16 protein-coding genes are annotated in these 16,448 nt (G+C 54.4%); 1 reads left to right on the top strand and 15 read right to left on the bottom strand.

The features are described 5' to 3' along the window. Positions 1–4: 4 nt before the first annotated feature. The 7 genes from mrdA to leuS form a co-directional block, all read right to left on the bottom strand. Positions 5–1,909, bottom strand: coding sequence for a peptidoglycan DD-transpeptidase MrdA (mrdA, locus tag AC6I8R_RS05545; RefSeq protein ID WP_415173232.1), 1,905 nt, complete (start codon positions 1,907–1,909; stop codon positions 5–7). Between the two features lie 33 nt (positions 1,910–1,942). Beyond that, positions 1,943–2,413, bottom strand: coding sequence for a 23S rRNA (pseudouridine(1915)-N(3))-methyltransferase RlmH (gene rlmH / locus AC6I8R_RS05550; RefSeq protein WP_013508252.1), 471 nt, complete (start codon positions 2,411–2,413; stop codon positions 1,943–1,945). 3 nt (positions 2,414–2,416) lie between these two features. Beyond that, the gene (gene rsfS / locus AC6I8R_RS05555; protein WP_036624423.1) at positions 2,417–2,734 is read right to left on the bottom strand and encodes a ribosome silencing factor; all 318 of its coding nucleotides are present in this window, start codon (positions 2,732–2,734) and stop codon (positions 2,417–2,419) included. 201 nt (positions 2,735–2,935) lie between these two features. Then, positions 2,936–3,580 (bottom strand): nicotinate-nucleotide adenylyltransferase, encoded by a 645-nt coding sequence (gene nadD, locus AC6I8R_RS05560; protein ID WP_415173231.1) that lies wholly within the window; start codon positions 3,578–3,580, stop codon positions 2,936–2,938. After that, positions 3,573–4,604 (bottom strand): DNA polymerase III subunit delta, encoded by a 1,032-nt coding sequence (holA, locus tag AC6I8R_RS05565; RefSeq protein WP_415173230.1) that lies wholly within the window; start codon positions 4,602–4,604, stop codon positions 3,573–3,575. Before holA ends, nadD begins: the two co-directional genes overlap by 8 nt. Then, positions 4,601–5,197, bottom strand: coding sequence for an LPS assembly lipoprotein LptE (gene lptE, locus AC6I8R_RS05570; protein ID WP_021182372.1), 597 nt, complete (start codon positions 5,195–5,197; stop codon positions 4,601–4,603). The genes holA and lptE overlap by 4 nt, the downstream gene beginning before the upstream one ends. A 14-nt stretch (positions 5,198–5,211) precedes the next feature. Next, entirely contained in the window at positions 5,212–7,794 is a 2,583-nt protein-coding gene (leuS, locus tag AC6I8R_RS05575) for a leucine--tRNA ligase (protein ID WP_497831996.1), read from the bottom strand. Between the two features lie 214 nt (positions 7,795–8,008). Between leuS and AC6I8R_RS05580 the strand changes: the two genes are divergently transcribed. Continuing rightward, positions 8,009–8,491, top strand: coding sequence for a zinc ribbon-containing protein (locus AC6I8R_RS05580; RefSeq protein ID WP_021182374.1), 483 nt, complete (start codon positions 8,009–8,011; stop codon positions 8,489–8,491). Positions 8,492–8,538: 47 nt separating this feature from the next. Here the strand turns inward: AC6I8R_RS05580 and AC6I8R_RS05585 are convergent, their stop codons facing one another. From AC6I8R_RS05585 to AC6I8R_RS05620, 8 genes are all read right to left on the bottom strand, one after another. After that, a complete protein-coding gene (locus AC6I8R_RS05585; RefSeq protein WP_013508259.1) occupies positions 8,539–9,264 on the bottom strand; it encodes an amino acid ABC transporter ATP-binding protein in 726 nt (241 codons plus the stop codon). Next, positions 9,265–9,942 carry a glutamate/aspartate ABC transporter permease GltK gene (gene gltK / locus AC6I8R_RS05590; RefSeq protein WP_021182375.1) on the bottom strand — a complete coding sequence of 226 codons (678 nt, stop codon included), beginning with the start codon at positions 9,940–9,942 and terminating at the stop codon, positions 9,265–9,267. Next, a complete protein-coding gene (locus tag AC6I8R_RS05595) occupies positions 9,942–10,682 on the bottom strand; it encodes an amino acid ABC transporter permease (RefSeq protein ID WP_021182376.1) in 741 nt (246 codons plus the stop codon). Before AC6I8R_RS05595 ends, gltK begins: the two co-directional genes overlap by 1 nt. A gap of 173 nt (positions 10,683–10,855) precedes the next feature. After that, the gene (locus tag AC6I8R_RS05600) at positions 10,856–11,782 is read right to left on the bottom strand and encodes a glutamate/aspartate ABC transporter substrate-binding protein (protein ID WP_021182377.1); all 927 of its coding nucleotides are present in this window, start codon (positions 11,780–11,782) and stop codon (positions 10,856–10,858) included. 435 nt (positions 11,783–12,217) lie between these two features. Continuing rightward, complete coding sequence (lnt, locus tag AC6I8R_RS05605; RefSeq protein WP_497831997.1) at positions 12,218–13,744, bottom strand: apolipoprotein N-acyltransferase; 1,527 nt, start codon at positions 13,742–13,744, stop codon at positions 12,218–12,220. A 4-nt stretch (positions 13,745–13,748) separates the two neighbouring features. After that, the gene (gene corC / locus AC6I8R_RS05610) at positions 13,749–14,630 is read right to left on the bottom strand and encodes a CNNM family magnesium/cobalt transport protein CorC (protein WP_036624428.1); all 882 of its coding nucleotides are present in this window, start codon (positions 14,628–14,630) and stop codon (positions 13,749–13,751) included. An 82-nt stretch (positions 14,631–14,712) separates the two neighbouring features. Beyond that, positions 14,713–15,186, bottom strand: a complete 474-nt coding sequence (ybeY, locus tag AC6I8R_RS05615) for an rRNA maturation RNase YbeY (protein WP_021182380.1) — start codon at positions 15,184–15,186, stop codon at positions 14,713–14,715. Then, complete coding sequence (locus tag AC6I8R_RS05620) at positions 15,183–16,247, bottom strand: PhoH family protein (RefSeq protein ID WP_021182381.1); 1,065 nt, start codon at positions 16,245–16,247, stop codon at positions 15,183–15,185. Before AC6I8R_RS05620 ends, ybeY begins: the two co-directional genes overlap by 4 nt. Positions 16,248–16,448: the final 201 nt, after the last annotated feature.

The raw sequence follows: 16,448 nt of genomic DNA on the forward strand, positions 1-16,448 counted from the left end.
ATTGTTAATCACCTTCATAACCAGGTGGCGTCGGCGCTGCTTCTGGCAGCACCGTATTGTTATCGCCTAACATAATGTGGTCGAGAATCTGGCGCATCACCGAACCGACAGCCGGGCCTGCGCCGCCATTCTCCAGAATCATGGTGACGGCTACGCGCGGTTTATCGTAAGGGGCAAAGGCGGCCATCAGTTTGTGATCGCGCAGATGCTCAGCAATTTTGTGTGCGTTATAGGTTTCGTTCGCTTTCAGACCGAAAACCTGTGCCGTACCGGATTTAGCCGCAATCTTATACGGCGCGTCGGCAAAACTTTTATGCGCAGTGCCGTTCGGGCGATTGGCTACGCCAAACATCCCATCTTTAGCAATCTCCCAGTAGCCGGAGTGAATATCACCAATCGGCTCATCCGGGGCCTGGCGATACGGCACCATAGTGTGACCTTCACGGGTGGCACGCAGCAGATGCGGCACTTTGATCACGCCATCGTTAATCAGAATCATCAGCGCTTTGTTCATCTGCACCGGCGTTGCGGTCCAGTAACCCTGACCAATGCCGACCGGGATAGTATCGCCCTGATACCAGGGTTTCTTAAAGCGCTTCAGCTTCCAATCTCGTGTCGGCATGTTACCGGGACTTTCCTGCGGCAGGTCAATACCGGTGCGATGGCCGTAGCCAAATTTGGTCATCCACTCTGACAGGCGATCGATGCCCATATCATAGGCGACCTGATAGAAGAAGGTATCGGCGGACTCTTCCAGCGCTTTGGTGACGTTAAGACGCCCGTGTCCCCATTTTTTCCAGTCACGATAACGCTTTTCCGAACCCGGCAACTGCCACCAGCCCGGGTCAAACAGGCTGGTATTGCGATTGATCACCCCGGCACTGAGCGCCGAAACCGCGACATAGGGTTTCACCGTTGAGGCTGGCGGATAAGCGGCCTGTAACGCGCGGTTGTACAGCGGGCGGTTTTCGTCATTAAGCAATGACTTGTAATCTGCGCTGGAGATGCCTTCAACAAACAGGTTCGGGTCATAGCTTGGCGTTGAAACCAGCGCCAGCAGTTCACCGGTACGTGGATCGCTGACCACAACCGCCGCTCGGCTCCCGGCCAGCAGCGTTTCGATGTACTGCTGCAATTTCAGGTCGATGGTGAGGTAGATATCTCGCCCGGCCTGCGGCGATTGTTCATGCAACTGGCGAATCACACGACCACGGTTATTGACTTCAACTTCTTCATAGCCGGTGGTGCCGTGCAATACGTCTTCGTAATAGTTCTCGATACCTAACTTGCCTATATCGTGGGTAGCGGCATAGTTCGGCCATTTGCCTTCCTGATCGAGGCGGGTAACATCGCGGTCGTTAATTTTTGAAACATAACCGACGACATGGGTGAGCGTCTGACCATAGGGATAGTAACGGCGCTGATAGCCTTTTACTTCTACGCCAGGAAAACGATATTGGTTAACGGCAAAACGGGCCACCTGCACATCACTGAGCGCAGTTTTTACCGGGATCGAGGTAAAACGACGTGAACGTTTCCGCTCTTTCTCAAAAGCATCGAGATCGTCATCGGTCAGGTCGAGTATCGGTCGCAGATCCTGCAACGTTTGCTTCAGGTTATCGACTTTTTCCGGCACCAGTTCAGCCTGATAAATGGTGCGGTTCAGTGCCAGGGGAACACCGTTACGATCGAAGATAATGCCGCGACTCGGTGCGACCGGTACCAACTTGATACGGTTGTCATTGGAACGGGTACTGTAATCGGCAAAACGCAAAATTTGCAGGTGGTACAAATTGACCACCAAAATGCCTGAAAGCAGGAAGATGCCGAAAAAGGCGACTAAAGCACGTCGGACAAACAGTTTTTGTTCGGCTGTGTAATCGCGAAAGGCGTTGGTTTGTAATTTCATCCGCTGTGTTTAATATCCGGTGTGGCCTGGTGTTTATTCACGATGATAAGGATGATTGGCGGTAATGCTCCAGGCTCGGTACAGGCTTTCTGCCACCAGCACACGCACCAACGGATGCGGCAACGTCAGTGCCGACAACGACCAGCTCTGCTCTGCCGCGGCCTTACAGGCCGGTGCCAAACCTTCTGGCCCGCCAATCAACAGGCTGACATCGCGCCCATCCTGTTTCCAGCGTTCCAGCTGTTGTGCCAGCTGTGGGGTTTCCCACGGCTGTCCGGGTATATCCAGGGTCACAATACGGTTGCCTTTCCCTACGGCAGCCAACATCGCTTCACCTTCTTTTTCCAGAATGCGTTTGATGTCGGCATTTTTGCCGCGTTTGCCTGCTGTCACTTCTGTCAGTTCCAGCGGCATATCTTTCGGGAAACGGCGCAGATACTCGGTAAATCCGGTCTGAACCCAGTCGGGCATTTTGGTCCCGACGGCCACAAGCTGCAGTTTCACCGCTTAGCTCCAGAGCTTTTCCAGCTCATACAGCTGGCGGCTCTCTTCCTGCATAACATGCACAATCACGTCGCCGAGATCGACAACCACCCAATCGGCGGCAGCTTTCCCTTCCACGCCTAACGGCGCCAGCCCGGCAGCGCGTGACTCCTGCATCACATGGTCAGCGATGGAGGTCACATGGCGGGTTGACGTGCCTGTGCAGATAATCATGCAATCGGTGATGCTGGATTTGCCCTGAACGTCGAGTGCGACGATGTCCTGGCCTTTGAGATCATCAATCTTATCAATAACGAATTCTTGGAGTGCTTTACCTTGCAAAAGGTTCCCCTCAAAACAGGTGATTACGGGCAGGCTGAATGCCCTGGAAACGCAGCCAAAATATGAAGCGGCGCAGTATAGCATGTCGCGATCGGTCGGCGAAATATAGATATATTCCGCCTATCTTTCAGGTTGTCGGAAGATACGTGGCGAATATTCTCCCTGCCCAGACAGGGCGGGAATGCCCGGCGTCAACCTGAATTATTCAAGGTATAAGCCAGCACGATCAATATAGTCGATGACCGATGCAGGCAATAAATCCGTACAGGAAACGCCCAGATGACGGCGTTGCCGAATTTCTGTGGCTGAAATGTCGAAAAGCGGCGTATCGGCCAGCCAGATATGGCCAGCCGGAAGACGATGCAGTTGTTGCACATCGCGGGCGAGATGCTGATCCAGCCACTGTTGCATCTCAGGGGTGTCCATCTGCGTCGGATAGCCAGGACGCTTGCACACCAGCAAATGACACAGCGACAACAAGTCCTGCCAGCGGTGCCATTTGGATAACGTTAGCAGAGAATCCTGACCGATGATAAATCCGAGAGGCTGCTGCGCTCCACGTTCCGCACGTAATGCTTCCAGCGTTGCCACTGTCCATGACGGTGTGTCGCGTTCCAGTTCGCGCGTATCAATGTCAAACAAGGGTCGGTCAGCGATTGCACAGCGTAACATTTCAACACGTTGCCGGGCGCTGGCTTGTGGTTGTGGGCGATGGGGGGGAACATTGTTCGGCAGCAGGGTGACTTTTTTCAGGCCGACCTGCTGCGCCAGCGCTTCAACCGGATGCAGATGCCCAAAGTGGATCGGATCAAAGGTGCCGCCAAACAGGGCATAAAGTTCAGACATCAGCAAAACTCATCGGGAAATCGCGGTGACACAGCAGCAGGGATAAGGTTTCCAGCTGCGGCCAAAGATTTTGACCGTAATCCTGTTTCATCGACAGCTCAATCTCCGCCAGCAGATGAATAGCACGTTGCAGACGGCGCGCATCCAGCCGTTGTAACGCCTCCATAAACAACGCCCGCCGATTCTGCCAGATACGCTGTTGATCCATCAGGGTACGCAACGCTTGTTGCGCCTGATGGCGTTGCAAATGCAGCAACGTCAGCAGATCACGTTGCAGACTGCGCAGCAGAATCACCACTTCGCTGTCTTCTTTCTCCAGCTGATGCAGGATGTGCAGGGCGCGTTTACTTTTGCCAGCCAGCAGCGCATCTACCCAGTGAAACGGGGTAAAGTGTGCGGCATCGTTCACTGCTTCTTCCACGCGAGGCAGCGTCAGCTTGCCATCCGGCCATAATAACGACAGCCGTTCCAGTGCCTGCGCCAGTGCCAGCAGATTGCCTTCATAACAGTAGCAAAGCAGTTGGATGGCGGCGTCGTCCACCTGAAGCTTCATCGCTTTAGCGCGATTCATCACCCAACGCGGCAACTGGGCCTGCTCGGGCGTCTGGCAGGGCACCAGCACTGCCTTAGCGCTCAGGGCTTTAAACCAGGCGCTGTTTTCCTGCGCTTTAGTCAGTTTTGCCATACGCAGCACCAGCAAAATATCGCTGTGCAACAGGCTGGCAAGTTTGACCAACTGTTCGGCCATCGCCGCATTCGGGCCATTATCCGGGAACAGCAGAGTTAAAGTCTGGCGTTGAGTAAACAGGCTGAGTGACTGACAGCTGGCGAACAAATCGTCCCAACTGGTTTGCGCATCCAGCGCCACGCTGAAATGCTCTTCAAATCCCTGAGTCGTCGACGCCGCTCGAATGGCGTCGGCGCTCTCCTGAATCAGCAGTGGTTCATTGCCGGTGAGAAAATAACAGGCGCGCAGCCCCTCACGGAGCTGCGCGCTGAGTTGTTCAGGATAGATCCTGATCATTGCAGACTGGTAGCTGACGAGGAGGGCACTTCCGGTGATTCTCCAGGGACAATGACCTCAGGTTCTGGCAGCGTGTCTTTTTGGCTTTCCTGTGCGGCATGCACCACCAGCAGCTTACGTACCAGTTGCTCGGCTGCACGTTGACGCATCTCCTGCACGATCTTGTCCTGCTCGGCATCCTTCGCCAGTGCGGCATTCGGGTTGTCGAAGAAGGAACGATACACCGTGGTGCTGATCGGGTAGATCCCTTTGCCTGGCAGCAATACCTGCGCGGTGACGGTCATCACCAGCGAGTATTCCGCGGTGGTCCCGCTAATGAACACCGATGCGGTATCACGGCCCTGGCGTTCTGCACCCAGACGCAGCGTCGGAATAGTGGCGCGTGCATCTTTGGTGTCATCAACAATGCGCACATTATTCAGACGCAACTGCTGACGAACGGTTCGAGCCAGTGGACCATAGGGATCGCCGGTAGAGACGATCAACGTTTTCATTTCCGCGGGTATTTGTGTCGTACCACGCGGATGAAAACCACAGCCAGCGGTGATCATCACCGCCAGCAGGACAAACAGCCTGATAATCAGTTGTCGCACAGTTCCTCCTGAACTTAACCCACGACCAGGTTAAGCAGTTTGCCGGGGACATAAATCACTTTACGAATGGTGACGCCTTCCAGATATTTCGCCACCAGATGCTCCTGCACGGCACGCGCCTGCACCTGCTCCTGGGTGGCATCGGGCGCAACGGTGATTTTGCCGCGCACTTTGCCGTTTACCTGAACCACCACCAGCAGTGAGTCTTCAACCATAGCTGCTTCGTCAGCGACCGGCCAGCTGGCGTCGTCGATAGTCCCTTCACCGCCCAGCGCTTCCCACAGGGCATAGCTGGTGTGCGGTGTGAACGGATACAGCAGACGCGTGACAGCCACCAACGCTTCCTGCAACAGGGCGCGATCCTGATCGCTCTCCTGCGGTGCGCGGATCAGCTTGTTCATCAGCTCCATGATCGCTGCAATCGCGGTGTTGAAGGTCTGACGACGGCCAATATCATCCGCCACTTTGGCAATGGTTTTGTGCAGATCGCGACGCAGTGCTTTCTGATCGTCGTTCAGGCTGTTCACATCCAGCGCAACGGTGGCACCTTTTGCGACGTGATCCCAGGCCAGTTTCCAGACACGTTTCAGGAAGCGGTTTGCGCCTTCCACGCCTGATTCCTGCCACTCCAGCGTCATTTCTGCCGGGGAAGCAAACATCATAAACAGACGTACGGTATCTGCACCGTAACGTTCTACCATCAACTGCGGGTCGATACCGTTGTTTTTCGACTTCGACATTTTGCTCATGCCAGCGTAAATCACTTCGCGGCCCTGATTGTCGATAGCTTTTACGATGCGACCTTTCTCATCGCGCTCGACGTTGACGTCAACCGGAGAAACCCAGTTACGCTCGCCGTTGGCACCCACGTAGTAGAAGGCATCTGCCAGCACCATGCCCTGACACAGCAGGCGTTTGGCTGGCTCGTCAGAGTTCACCAGGCCCGCATCACGCAGCAGCTTGTGATAGAAGCGGAAGTACATCAGGTGCATGATGGCGTGTTCGATACCGCCAACATACTGATCGACCGGCAGCCAGTAGTTCGCAGCAGCCGGGTCCAGCATACCTTCGTTGTAGTTGGCACAGGTGTAACGCGCGTAGTACCAGGATGACTCCATGAAGGTGTCAAAAGTATCGGTTTCACGCAGCGCAGGTTGGCCGTTTACGGTGGTTTTCGCCCACTCAGGATCCGCTTTGATTGGGCTGGTAATGCCGTCCATCACTACGTCTTCTGGCAGGATCACCGGCAATTGATCTTCCGGGGTTGGCATCACGGTGCCATCTTCCAGCGTGACCATCGGGATCGGCGCACCCCAGTAACGCTGACGGGAAACACCCCAGTCGCGCAGACGGTAGTTAACTTTGCGCACGCCAACGCCTTTGGCGGTCAGCGCATCGGCGATGGCGTTGAAGCCTGCCTGATGGTCGAGCCCGTCATATTCGCCGGAGTTAAACAGCGTGCCTTTTTCGGTCATCGCGGCTGCACTCAGGTCGGGTGCCGTACCATCGAGGTTCAGAATAACCGGCTTGATTGACAGGTCGTATTTGGTGGCGAATTCCCAGTCGCGCTGGTCGTGGCCCGGAACTGCCATCACCGCACCGGTGCCGTACTCCATCAGGACGAAGTTGGCGACCCACACAGGGATCTCTTCGCCGGTCAGCGGATGGATGGCATGCAGGCCGGTGGCCATACCTTTTTTCTCCATCGTCGCCATATCGGCTTCTGCCACTTTGGTGTTGCGGCATTCGTCAATGAAGTCCACCAGCGCTGGGTTGCTGGTTGCAGCCTGCTGCGCCAAAGGATGGCCTGCGGCAACAGCTACGTAAGTCGCCCCCATAAAGGTGTCCGGGCGGGTGGTGTAGACCGTCACTTTTTCGTCACTGTTGGCAACGTTGAAAGTGATCTCCACGCCTTCTGAGCGGCCAATCCAGTTGCGCTGCATGGTTTTGACCTGTTCCGGCCAATCTTCCAGCTTGTCGAGGTCGTTCAGCAGTTCTTCAGCATAGTCAGTGATTTTGACAAACCATTGTGGAATCTCTTTACGCTCCACTTTGGTGTCACAACGCCAGCAGCAGCCGTCAATGACCTGCTCGTTCGCCAGAACGGTCTGGTCATTTGGGCACCAGTTGACCGCCGAGGTCTTCTTATAAACCAGGCCTTTTTCGTACAGCTTGGTGAAGAACCATTGTTCCCAGCGATAATATTCCGGCTGGCAGGTTGCCAGTTCGCGGCTCCAGTCATAACCAAAACCCAGCAGTTTGAGCTGGTTTTTCATGTACTGGATGTTGTCGTACGTCCAGGGGGCAGGGGCGGTGTTATTTTTGACTGCCGCACCTTCGGCGGGCAGACCAAATGCATCCCAGCCAATGGGTTGCAGCACGTTTTTGCCCAGCATACGCTGATAACGGGCAATCACATCACCGATGGTGTAGTTACGCACATGGCCCATGTGCAGGCGGCCGGAAGGATAGGGCAGCATAGAGAGGCAGTAGTATTTCTCTTTGCCTTCCTGCTCGGTCACTTTAAAGGTTTCATTTTCGTCCCAGTGCTGCTGGACGCGGGATTCTATCTCTTCCGGGCGGTATTGCTCTTGCATGGCTGCCTGTGGTCCTTAATGAATATCGCTCTAAGCGTACTTTTAGATCCGCATAGCATACCCATAAGGCTGCCCCTCAACAACACTTCGCGCCTTTGCCCGCGCGATTTCTACTGAATGCGCCGCCACATTCACCCTTTTGTGATTTCCTCAACGCGTGCACTTGCCAGTGACTAAACTTAATCAGGGCATTCGCAGCAGAAAGGAGAACAAAATGAATAACGTGGCGCAGGTCTATCGTGCGACGGTAGCGGCATTAACCCAACGGCTGGAGCGTGGCGAGCGTGATATCGAGGCGCTGGTTGCCAGTGCACGTCTGCGCCTGCTGGCGCAGCAGAATTTGACGTCGGCAGAGGTCGATGAAGTGATGCGTGCAGTACGGCGGGATCTCCAGGAGTTTGCACTCAGCTATGAGGAGTCATCCGATGCAGTGGGTGACTCGGTCTTTATGCGTGTTATCCGTGAGAGCATCTGGAAGGAATTGGCTGATATCACCGATAAGAGCCAACTGGAGTGGCGCGAAGTGTTTCAGGATCTGCGTCATCATGGCGTCTATCAAAGCGGCGAAGTGGTGGGGCTGGGGAATCTGGTATGCGAGAAGTGTCATTTCACCCGCGCCATTTATACCCCGGAGACCTTAACCCGTTGTCCGGAATGCGGCCACGATCAGTTCCAGCGCCAGCCATTTGAACCCTGATCCTATTTCGTCGCGGCGCGATTTATCGCGCCACGACGGGTTATGCGTTAGTGCAGGATCTTCGCCAGGAAGTCTTTGGCGCGATCTGATTGCGGATTGTTAAAGAAATCATCCTTGTTGGTGTCTTCAACAATTTTGCCTTCGTCCATAAAGATCACGCGATTGGCGACTTTGCGGGCAAAGCCCATTTCGTGGGTAACCACCATCATGGTCATCCCTTCCTGCGCCAGTTCCACCATCACGTCCAGCACTTCATTGATCATTTCCGGGTCGAGCGCTGAAGTTGGCTCATCGAACAACATGGCCACCGGATCCATGCACAGCGCACGGGCGATCGCGACACGCTGCTGCTGGCCGCCGGAGAGCTGGCCGGGAAACTTGTCAGCATGCGCGGATAAGCCGACACGCGCCAACAGCTTCAGCCCTTTTTCGCGCGCCGCCTTCTTATCGCGCTTCAGCACTTTGACCTGCGCCAGCGTCAGGTTGTCGACGATGCTGAGGTGCGGGAACAGTTCGAAGTGCTGGAACACCATACCGACTTTGCTACGTAGCTGTGCGAGGTTGGTTTTCTTGTCGTTGACTTCGATGCCGGTGACCTGAATGCTGCCCTGCTGGATAGGTTCCAGACCGTTCACCGTTTTGATCAGCGTTGATTTGCCAGAGCCGGACGGACCGCATACCACCACCACTTCACCGGTTTTCACTTCGGTGGAGCAGTCGGTCAGCACCTGAAAGTGCCCATACCACTTAGATACATTTTTCAGGCTAATCATTTAAACCGTCCTTTTTCTTTTCAGATAACTAACCAACAGCGAAGCGCTCAGGCTGATCACAAAGTAGACCAGTCCGGCAAACAAAATCATTTCTACCTGGGTACCGTCACGCTCACCAATGGTGGACGCGGTGCGGAAGAAGTCTGCCAGGCTGAGTACGTACACCAGCGAGGTATCCTGAAACAGCACAATCCCCTGGGTCAGTAACAGCGGCACCATCGCACGAAACGCCTGCGGCAGGATCACCAGTTGCATCGATTGCCAGTGGGTCATGCCCAGCGCCAGTGCGGCACTGGATTGCCCACGGGCGATACTGATGATGCCGGCTCGGATAATCTCCGAGTAGTAAGCGGCTTCAAACAGCGAAAAGGCTACCATCGCGGAGATGAGGCGAATATCGGTCTTCGGCGACAAGCCCAGCACCTGTTGCAGGAAACTCGGCACCACCAGATAAAACCACAGCAGCACCATAACCAGCGGTACGGATCGGAACAGGTTGACGTACAACTTGGCAAACCAGCGGACCGGCGTGAAGGGCGACAGGCGCATCACCGCGAGGATGGTGCCCCAAATGATACCGAACACCACCGCAGTCAGCGTGATTTTGAGGGTAATCACCATACCGTTCAGCAGGTAGGGCAGGCTGGGAGGAATTGAACTCCAGTCAAAATCGTACATTATTTCCCTCCCATATTGCCGGGCAGTCGCACTTTGCGCTCCACCAGACTCATCAGCAGCATAATCACCAGGTTAATACCAATGTAAGCCAGGGTGATGGCGGTGAAAGATTCGTAGGCGTGTGCTGAGTAATCCAGCAACTTACCCGCCTGCGCGGCCATATCTACCAAACCGATGGTTGAGGCGATGGCGGAGTTCTTCACCAGGTTAAGCATTTCCGAGGTCATCGGCGGCACAATCACGCGATACGCATTTGGCAGCAGCACGTAGCGATAAGTTTGCGGCAGGGTCAGACCCATCGCCAGCCCCGCATTTTTCTGGCCGCGCGGCAACGACTGAATTGCGGCACGCACCTGCTCACTGACGCGCGCACCGGTGAATAGCCCAAGGCAAATCACCGATGAAGAGAAGAATTGAATGTTCGGGTCCAGTTCCGATTTAAACCACATGCCAAGGTTCTCCCCCACCAGTTCCGGCGCGACCAGATACCAGAAGAAGAACTGCACAATCAGTGGAATATTGCGGAACAACTCCACGTAACAAGTACCAATCGTTGATAACAGGCGATTAGGCACGGTACGCAGAATGCCAAAGAAGGAACCTACAAAGAAAGCGATAATCCAGGCGCAGCAGGAGACGGCGATGGTCACCTGAAATCCGGACCACAGCCAGCCGAGGTAGGTCGTGTTGCCGAACGGGGCCGGTTGTAAAAAGATGCCCCAGTTCCAGTCGATACCCATAACGAGCTCCGGTAAAAAAAGGGTAACTTATACCTGTAGGGTATAAGTTACCCGGAAGATTGATGAACGGTGTCTTGCTTACTCTTCTCAGGGGAACGACCTGTGAGAGTCTGTCTGTCCGCACCGTGTTTTCAGCAATCGAGAGGGCAGCAGGGCCGCCCTTATTGTGATTGTTAGTTCATTGCCTTGTCGTTTGGTGCTTTGAACAGCGCTTTCATATCATCCGAGAGATCAAAATTGATGTTCATGCCTTTTGGCGGGATCGGATTTTTGAACCACTTATCAAACCATTTGGCCGCTTCGCCAGAGGTCTGCGCCTGGGCAATGGTGTCATCCATCAGCTTTTTAAACTCAGGATCGTTTTTGCGCAGCATACAGCCGTAAGCTTCATGCGATTGCGGCGTGCCGAGGATTTCCCAGTTATCCGGTTTCTTCGCTTTGGCGCGTTCACCGGCCAACAGGGCGTCATCCATCATAAAGGCCACGGCACGACCGGTTTCCAGCGTACGGAAGGAGTCACCGTGATCTTTGGCGCTGATAATACGCATGCCCATTTTTTGTGAATCATTCAGCTTGTTCAGCAGAATTTCTGAGGTGGTGCCGGAGGTGACAACCACGGTTTTACCTTTCAGATCAGCGAAATCTTTAATCGGGCCGCCTTTTTTCACCAGCAGACGTGTACCTACCACGAAGATGGTGTCAGAGAAGGCTGCCTGTTGCTGACGTTCCAGGTTGTTGGTGGTGGAACCACATTCGAAATCAAAGGTGCCGTTTTGCAGCAACGGAATACGGTTCTGCGAGGTGATTGGCAGCATTTTGACCTGCAAATCCGGTTTGTTCAGCTTTTTCTTAATGGCTTCAACAATCGCGTTGGAGTAATCCTGCGAATAGCCGACGACTTTTTGCTCATTGTCGTAGTAAGAGAAGGGAACAGACGATTCGCGATGCCCAACGACAATCACGCCATTTTTGCTGATTTTATCCAGCGTGCTGACTTGCTGGTCGGCCGGTGCTGCGGCTGCCGGTTTAGCATCTTCCGCATGAGCCACGGAGGCGAGGCCAGCCAGAGCCAGGCAAAGGCCCAGTTTCCGTAATTTCATCTCCAACTCCTTCGTATTGCTGGTGCACAGCAGATAAACTGCGCAGATTGTGATGTTGTGTGTATTTTTCGCTGCTTTTCTGATTATCCCGTAGCGCAACCGCGCGCAGGATAGTGCTTAACATAGCGAATTGTTAACGCAATGAAACAGAAAAGTTTCTTTTTTGCGAGCCGCTCCGCACCAATAAAAAGCAAAATTTGACCTGTGCGCCACAATGGTGCGCATCATTGCCTTATTACGGTGCTTCATGGCGAGCATTACGCTGACAAAAGCTGATGTTTGCGAAAAACACTGAAATAAATAGCAATGATCGTGCCAAAGCGATTAATGAGTGTAAAAAGCCAGCAGAGAATGTGGTAAAGCCACGGGAAGGGAGCGGAAAAATGCGATAAAAAAAGGCGAAGGATGAGCTTCGCCTTGGTAAAAAGTGGGAGGTTAGTGACGACGTCGAAACAGCGCCAGCACTACGCCCAGTAATGTCAGTACCCACACCGGCCAAATACCGGCTTTGGCATAGGGGGTTTCACCGGTAGTCGGAGTCACTTTGGCGGTCAGCACATCACGGGTGAACTGCGGCAGCATCTTCTCAACCTCTCCGTTGGCGTTAACCACCGCCGTGACGCCATTATTGGTATCACGCAGTAACGGACGACCCAGCTCCAGCGCCCGCATTCTCGCCATCTGGAAATGCTGCCACGGGCCGATGGAGTGACCAAACCAGGCATCATTCGAGACGGTAAGCAGGAAGTTAGTGTCCTGATGGAAATTGGCGCGAACCTGTTCACCCAATACGATTTCATAGCAGATGGCGGTGGTCAGGTTATAACCCGCCACTTTCAGCGCAGGCTGGATATACGCGCCACGGCTGAAGGACGACATTGGCAAATCGAAAAACGGTGCCAGCGGTCGTAGCAATTCTTCCAGCGGGACAAACTCACCAAACGGCACCAGATGGTTTTTCTGGTAACGGTTTTGGCTTTGATAGCTGTAAGATTGTTCGCCACCCAACACAATCACCGAGTTGTAATCGTGGTAACGGTTGTCGCCTTCCAGACGTGAATCGACGATGCCAGTGATGAGTGAGCTACCGCGTGCGCGCAATTCTTCATCCAGCGCGCGCAGGAACGGTTGCTGATTGCTTTCCAGATCGGTAATCGCCGATTCCGGCCAGATAATAATCGGCGCTTTGCCCATCCACGGCTGGCTGTAAGAGGTGTAGACCCGCAGGGTATTCAGCAGTTGCTGGGGATCCCACTTCATCGATTGCGGAATGTTGCCCTGTACCATCGCGACATTGACACTGCGCTCCGGCAGCGGTTGATACCACTGCAACATGCGTAGCGGCCACGGCAGCAACAGCAGCAGTGCGGCAGCGATCAGGCTTTTGACGTTGCGTTGATGCAGCGCATACGCCAGCAGACCGGCAATGACCATCAACAGGAAGGTAATGGTTTCCACTCCGGCCAGCGGAGCCAGGCCTTTCAGCGGGCCATCAATCTGGCTGTAGCCAAACTGGAGCCACGGAAAACCGGTGAGGATCCAGCCGCGCAGGAACTCGGTAATTTGCCATAATGCCGGGGCCGCCACTGCCAGACGCCATAACGTGACGCGAGGCCACAGGCGATTAAGCAGGATGGCAAACAGCATCGGGTAGATCGACAGGTAGGCAGCCAGCAACACCACCAGGAAAACGTTAACCGGTCCCGGCATACCGCCAAAAGTCGCAATGCTGACGTATACCCAGTTGATACCACTGCCGAACAGGCCAAAAGCCCAGACGAAGCCAATCGCGGCCGCCTGCGCGGTACGACGGTCCAGCAATAACAGTTGCAGGCCGCACAGCGAAATCAGCGCCGCGGGCCAGAAATCATACGGGGAAAAGGAAAGGGTGCCGATGGCACCCGTAATTAACGCCAGCAGCAGGCGAACCCGCTGCCGCGAGTAGAGAGAGGCTAAAGCCATAAAGTTATTCGTCATCCAGTTGAGGGAGCGGCGAGTCTTCCGGAATTTTTACATGCACCTGGATGATACGGCGGCTGTCAGCCATGGCGACCTTGAATTGGTAACCATCAATTTCAATGCTTTCACCGCGCGCGGGAAGGTGGCCGAATCCCTGCATCACCAGACCGCCAATGGTATCCACTTCGTCATCACTGAAGCCGGTACCAAACACCTCGTTGAAGTCTTCAATCGGCGTCAACGCACGCACCGTGTAGGTGTGGCGGTTTAACTGACGGATATCACGATCTTCTTCATCGTCATACTCGTCTTCAATCTCTCCGACGATCAGTTCAAGGATGTCTTCAATGGTCACCAGACCGGACACGCCGCCAAACTCATCAATCACAATCGCCATATGATAGCGCTGTGAACGGAACTCTTTCAGCATGCGGTCCACACGCTTGCTTTCCGGCACCACGACTGCCGGACGCAGTACCTTCTCCATGCTGAAAGGTTCTGAGGCGCTGCTCATAAAGGGCAACAAATCCTTCGCCATCAGAATGCCTTCAACGTGGTCTTTATCTTCGCTGATCACCGGAAAGCGGGAATGAGCCGACTCGATGATCACCGCCAGACACTCTTCGAGGCTCTGGTTACGTTTCAGGGTGATCATTTGGGAACGTGGGATCATGATGTCGCGCACGCGTTGTTCGGCAATATCCAGCACCCCTTCCAGCATGTCGCGGGTGTCCTGGTCGATCAGTTCTTTTTGCTCAGAATCGCGGATTAGCCCCAGCAGTTCGTCACGGTTTTTCGGTTCGCCGTGGAACAATTGGTTGATTAGCAGGGAAAAAAATCCCTTTTTACTACTGGGTGCATCGCTGTTTTGAGAATGGTCGTCGCTCATGGCGTTTTTATTTAGTTCTCTCTGGTGAGGGAAGGAAACTGCCGGCGTCCACGCCAGCAGCATAATGACCGGAGCCAGTGGCTCAGGCGTCTTCTTTCTCCGAAATGTACGGGTCCGGATAACCAAGGGCAAGCATTATCTCGGTCTCCAGCGCTTCCATTTCTTCGGCTTCATCGTCTTCGATATGGTCGTAACCCAGCAGGTGCAGTGTACCGTGCACCACCATGTGCGCCCAGTGGGCTTCCAGGGTTTTCCCTTGCTCGACGGCTTCTTGCTCCACGACCTGGCGGCAAATAATCAGGTCACCCAGCAGCGGCAACTCAATGCCGGGTGGGGCTTCAAAGGGAAAAGAGAGCACGTTGGTCGGCTTGTCTTTCCCACGATAAGTCAGATTTAGCTCATGACTTTCCGCCTCATCAACCAGACGTATCGTCACTTCGCTCTCGGGCTGGAACGGGGTGACGGCAGCTTCCAGCCAACGCTGGAAAGCCGCTTCGTCAGGTAAGCCCTGGCTGTCAGCACAAGCCAGTTGTAGATCAAGAATTACCGCGCTCATGAAGGCTCCTGCGGGCTGGGTTGGGTGGCCGCGAGCGCTTCACGTTTACGCTCTTCGGCCTGTTTATCACGGCGCTTCTGGTCTGCTTCTTCCCAGGCTTCATAGGCGATAACGATGCGCGCCACCACCGGGTGACGTACCACATCTTCGCTGTGGAAGAAGTTAAAGCTGAGTTCATCGACTTCGGACAACACTTCGATAGCATGGCGCAGGCCGGATTTCGTATGGCGCGGCAGGTCAATCTGCGTCACGTCACCGGTAATCACTGCTTTGGAGTTAAACCCAATACGCGTCAGGAACATCTTCATCTGCTCGATGGTGGTGTTCTGGCTCTCATCAAGGATGATAAAGGCATCATTCAGCGTACGGCCACGCATATACGCCAGCGGTGCCACTTCGATGACGTTGCGCTCCATCAGTTTTTCAACCCGCTCAAAACCGAGCATCTCGAACAACGCATCGTAAAGTGGGCGCAGATAAGGATCGACTTTCTGGCTGAGATCGCCTGGCAGGAAACCAAGTTTCTCGCCGGCTTCCACCGCCGGACGCGTCAGCAGAATACGGCGAATTTCCTGGCGTTCCAGCGCATCGACTGCGGCAGCAACCGCCAGATAGGTTTTACCCGTACCGGCAGGACCGATACCAAAGGTAATGTCATGGTCGAGAATATTGGCGATGTATTGCGCCTGGTTGGGCGTGCGCGGTTTAATCACGCCGCGTTTGGTCTTGATATTGACCGCTTTACCGTACTCCGGCACGCTCTCCGCACTTTGTTCCAGTACGCGACTCTCTTTAATCGCTAAATGGATTTGCTCGGGTTCGATATCCTGGAACTGACCACGTACGGGTGCCGTATCCACATACAGGGTGCGCAGAATATCTGCTGCGGCGTTGACGCACAGCGTGCGGCCCACCAGTTTAAATTGGTTGTCACGGCGGTTGATTTCGATCCCCAGACGCCGTTCCAGCTGTTTCACATTGTCATCAAACGGACCGCACAGGCTGAGCAGTCGGCGGTTATCTACCGGTTCAAGGGCGATTTCACGAGTTTCGATATTCAAATGAATCCTTTGGGTCACTCAGGGCCAGTTGAAAAAGTGTATCCGAGGCGTGGCAGCAAGGCCCGACGCATCATTACGGAATTATTTATGGGGCAACGCCTGGGCGCAAGCTTCAGGGGAGATATTTGGGCAGCACTGCCAGAATGCAAGTGCTGCCTGAGGCAACAGGCGACAGCGTTTTGTGCGCTGTCGCTCAAAGGT

The organism is Pantoea sp. X-Soil-OKNW-713 (genome assembly GCF_059730685.1).

Bases quoted from the DNA above. Each gene is read 5' to 3' on its own strand.
- AC6I8R_RS05600 (WP_021182377.1), bottom strand. From the start codon at position 11,782: ATGAAATTACGGAAACTGGGCCTTTGCCTGGCTCTGGCTGGCCTCGCC.
- AC6I8R_RS05585 (WP_013508259.1), bottom strand. From the start codon at position 9,264: ATGATTAGCCTGAAAAATGTATCTAAGTGGTATGGGCACTTTCAGGTG.
- mrdA (WP_415173232.1), bottom strand. From the start codon at position 1,909: ATGAAATTACAAACCAACGCCTTTCGCGATTACACAGCCGAACAAAAA.
- leuS (WP_497831996.1), bottom strand. From the start codon at position 7,794: ATGCAAGAGCAATACCGCCCGGAAGAGATAGAATCCCGCGTCCAGCAG.
- lnt (WP_497831997.1), bottom strand. From the start codon at position 13,744: ATGGCTTTAGCCTCTCTCTACTCGCGGCAGCGGGTTCGCCTGCTGCTG.
- AC6I8R_RS05595 (WP_021182376.1), bottom strand. From the start codon at position 10,682: ATGGGTATCGACTGGAACTGGGGCATCTTTTTACAACCGGCCCCGTTC.
- AC6I8R_RS05580 (WP_021182374.1), top strand. From the start codon at position 8,009: ATGAATAACGTGGCGCAGGTCTATCGTGCGACGGTAGCGGCATTAACC.
- holA (WP_415173230.1), bottom strand. From the start codon at position 4,604: ATGATCAGGATCTATCCTGAACAACTCAGCGCGCAGCTCCGTGAGGGG.
- corC (WP_036624428.1), bottom strand. From the start codon at position 14,630: ATGAGCGACGACCATTCTCAAAACAGCGATGCACCCAGTAGTAAAAAG.
- ybeY (WP_021182380.1), bottom strand. From the start codon at position 15,186: ATGAGCGCGGTAATTCTTGATCTACAACTGGCTTGTGCTGACAGCCAG.
- nadD (WP_415173231.1), bottom strand. From the start codon at position 3,580: ATGTCTGAACTTTATGCCCTGTTTGGCGGCACCTTTGATCCGATCCAC.
- gltK (WP_021182375.1), bottom strand. From the start codon at position 9,942: ATGTACGATTTTGACTGGAGTTCAATTCCTCCCAGCCTGCCCTACCTG.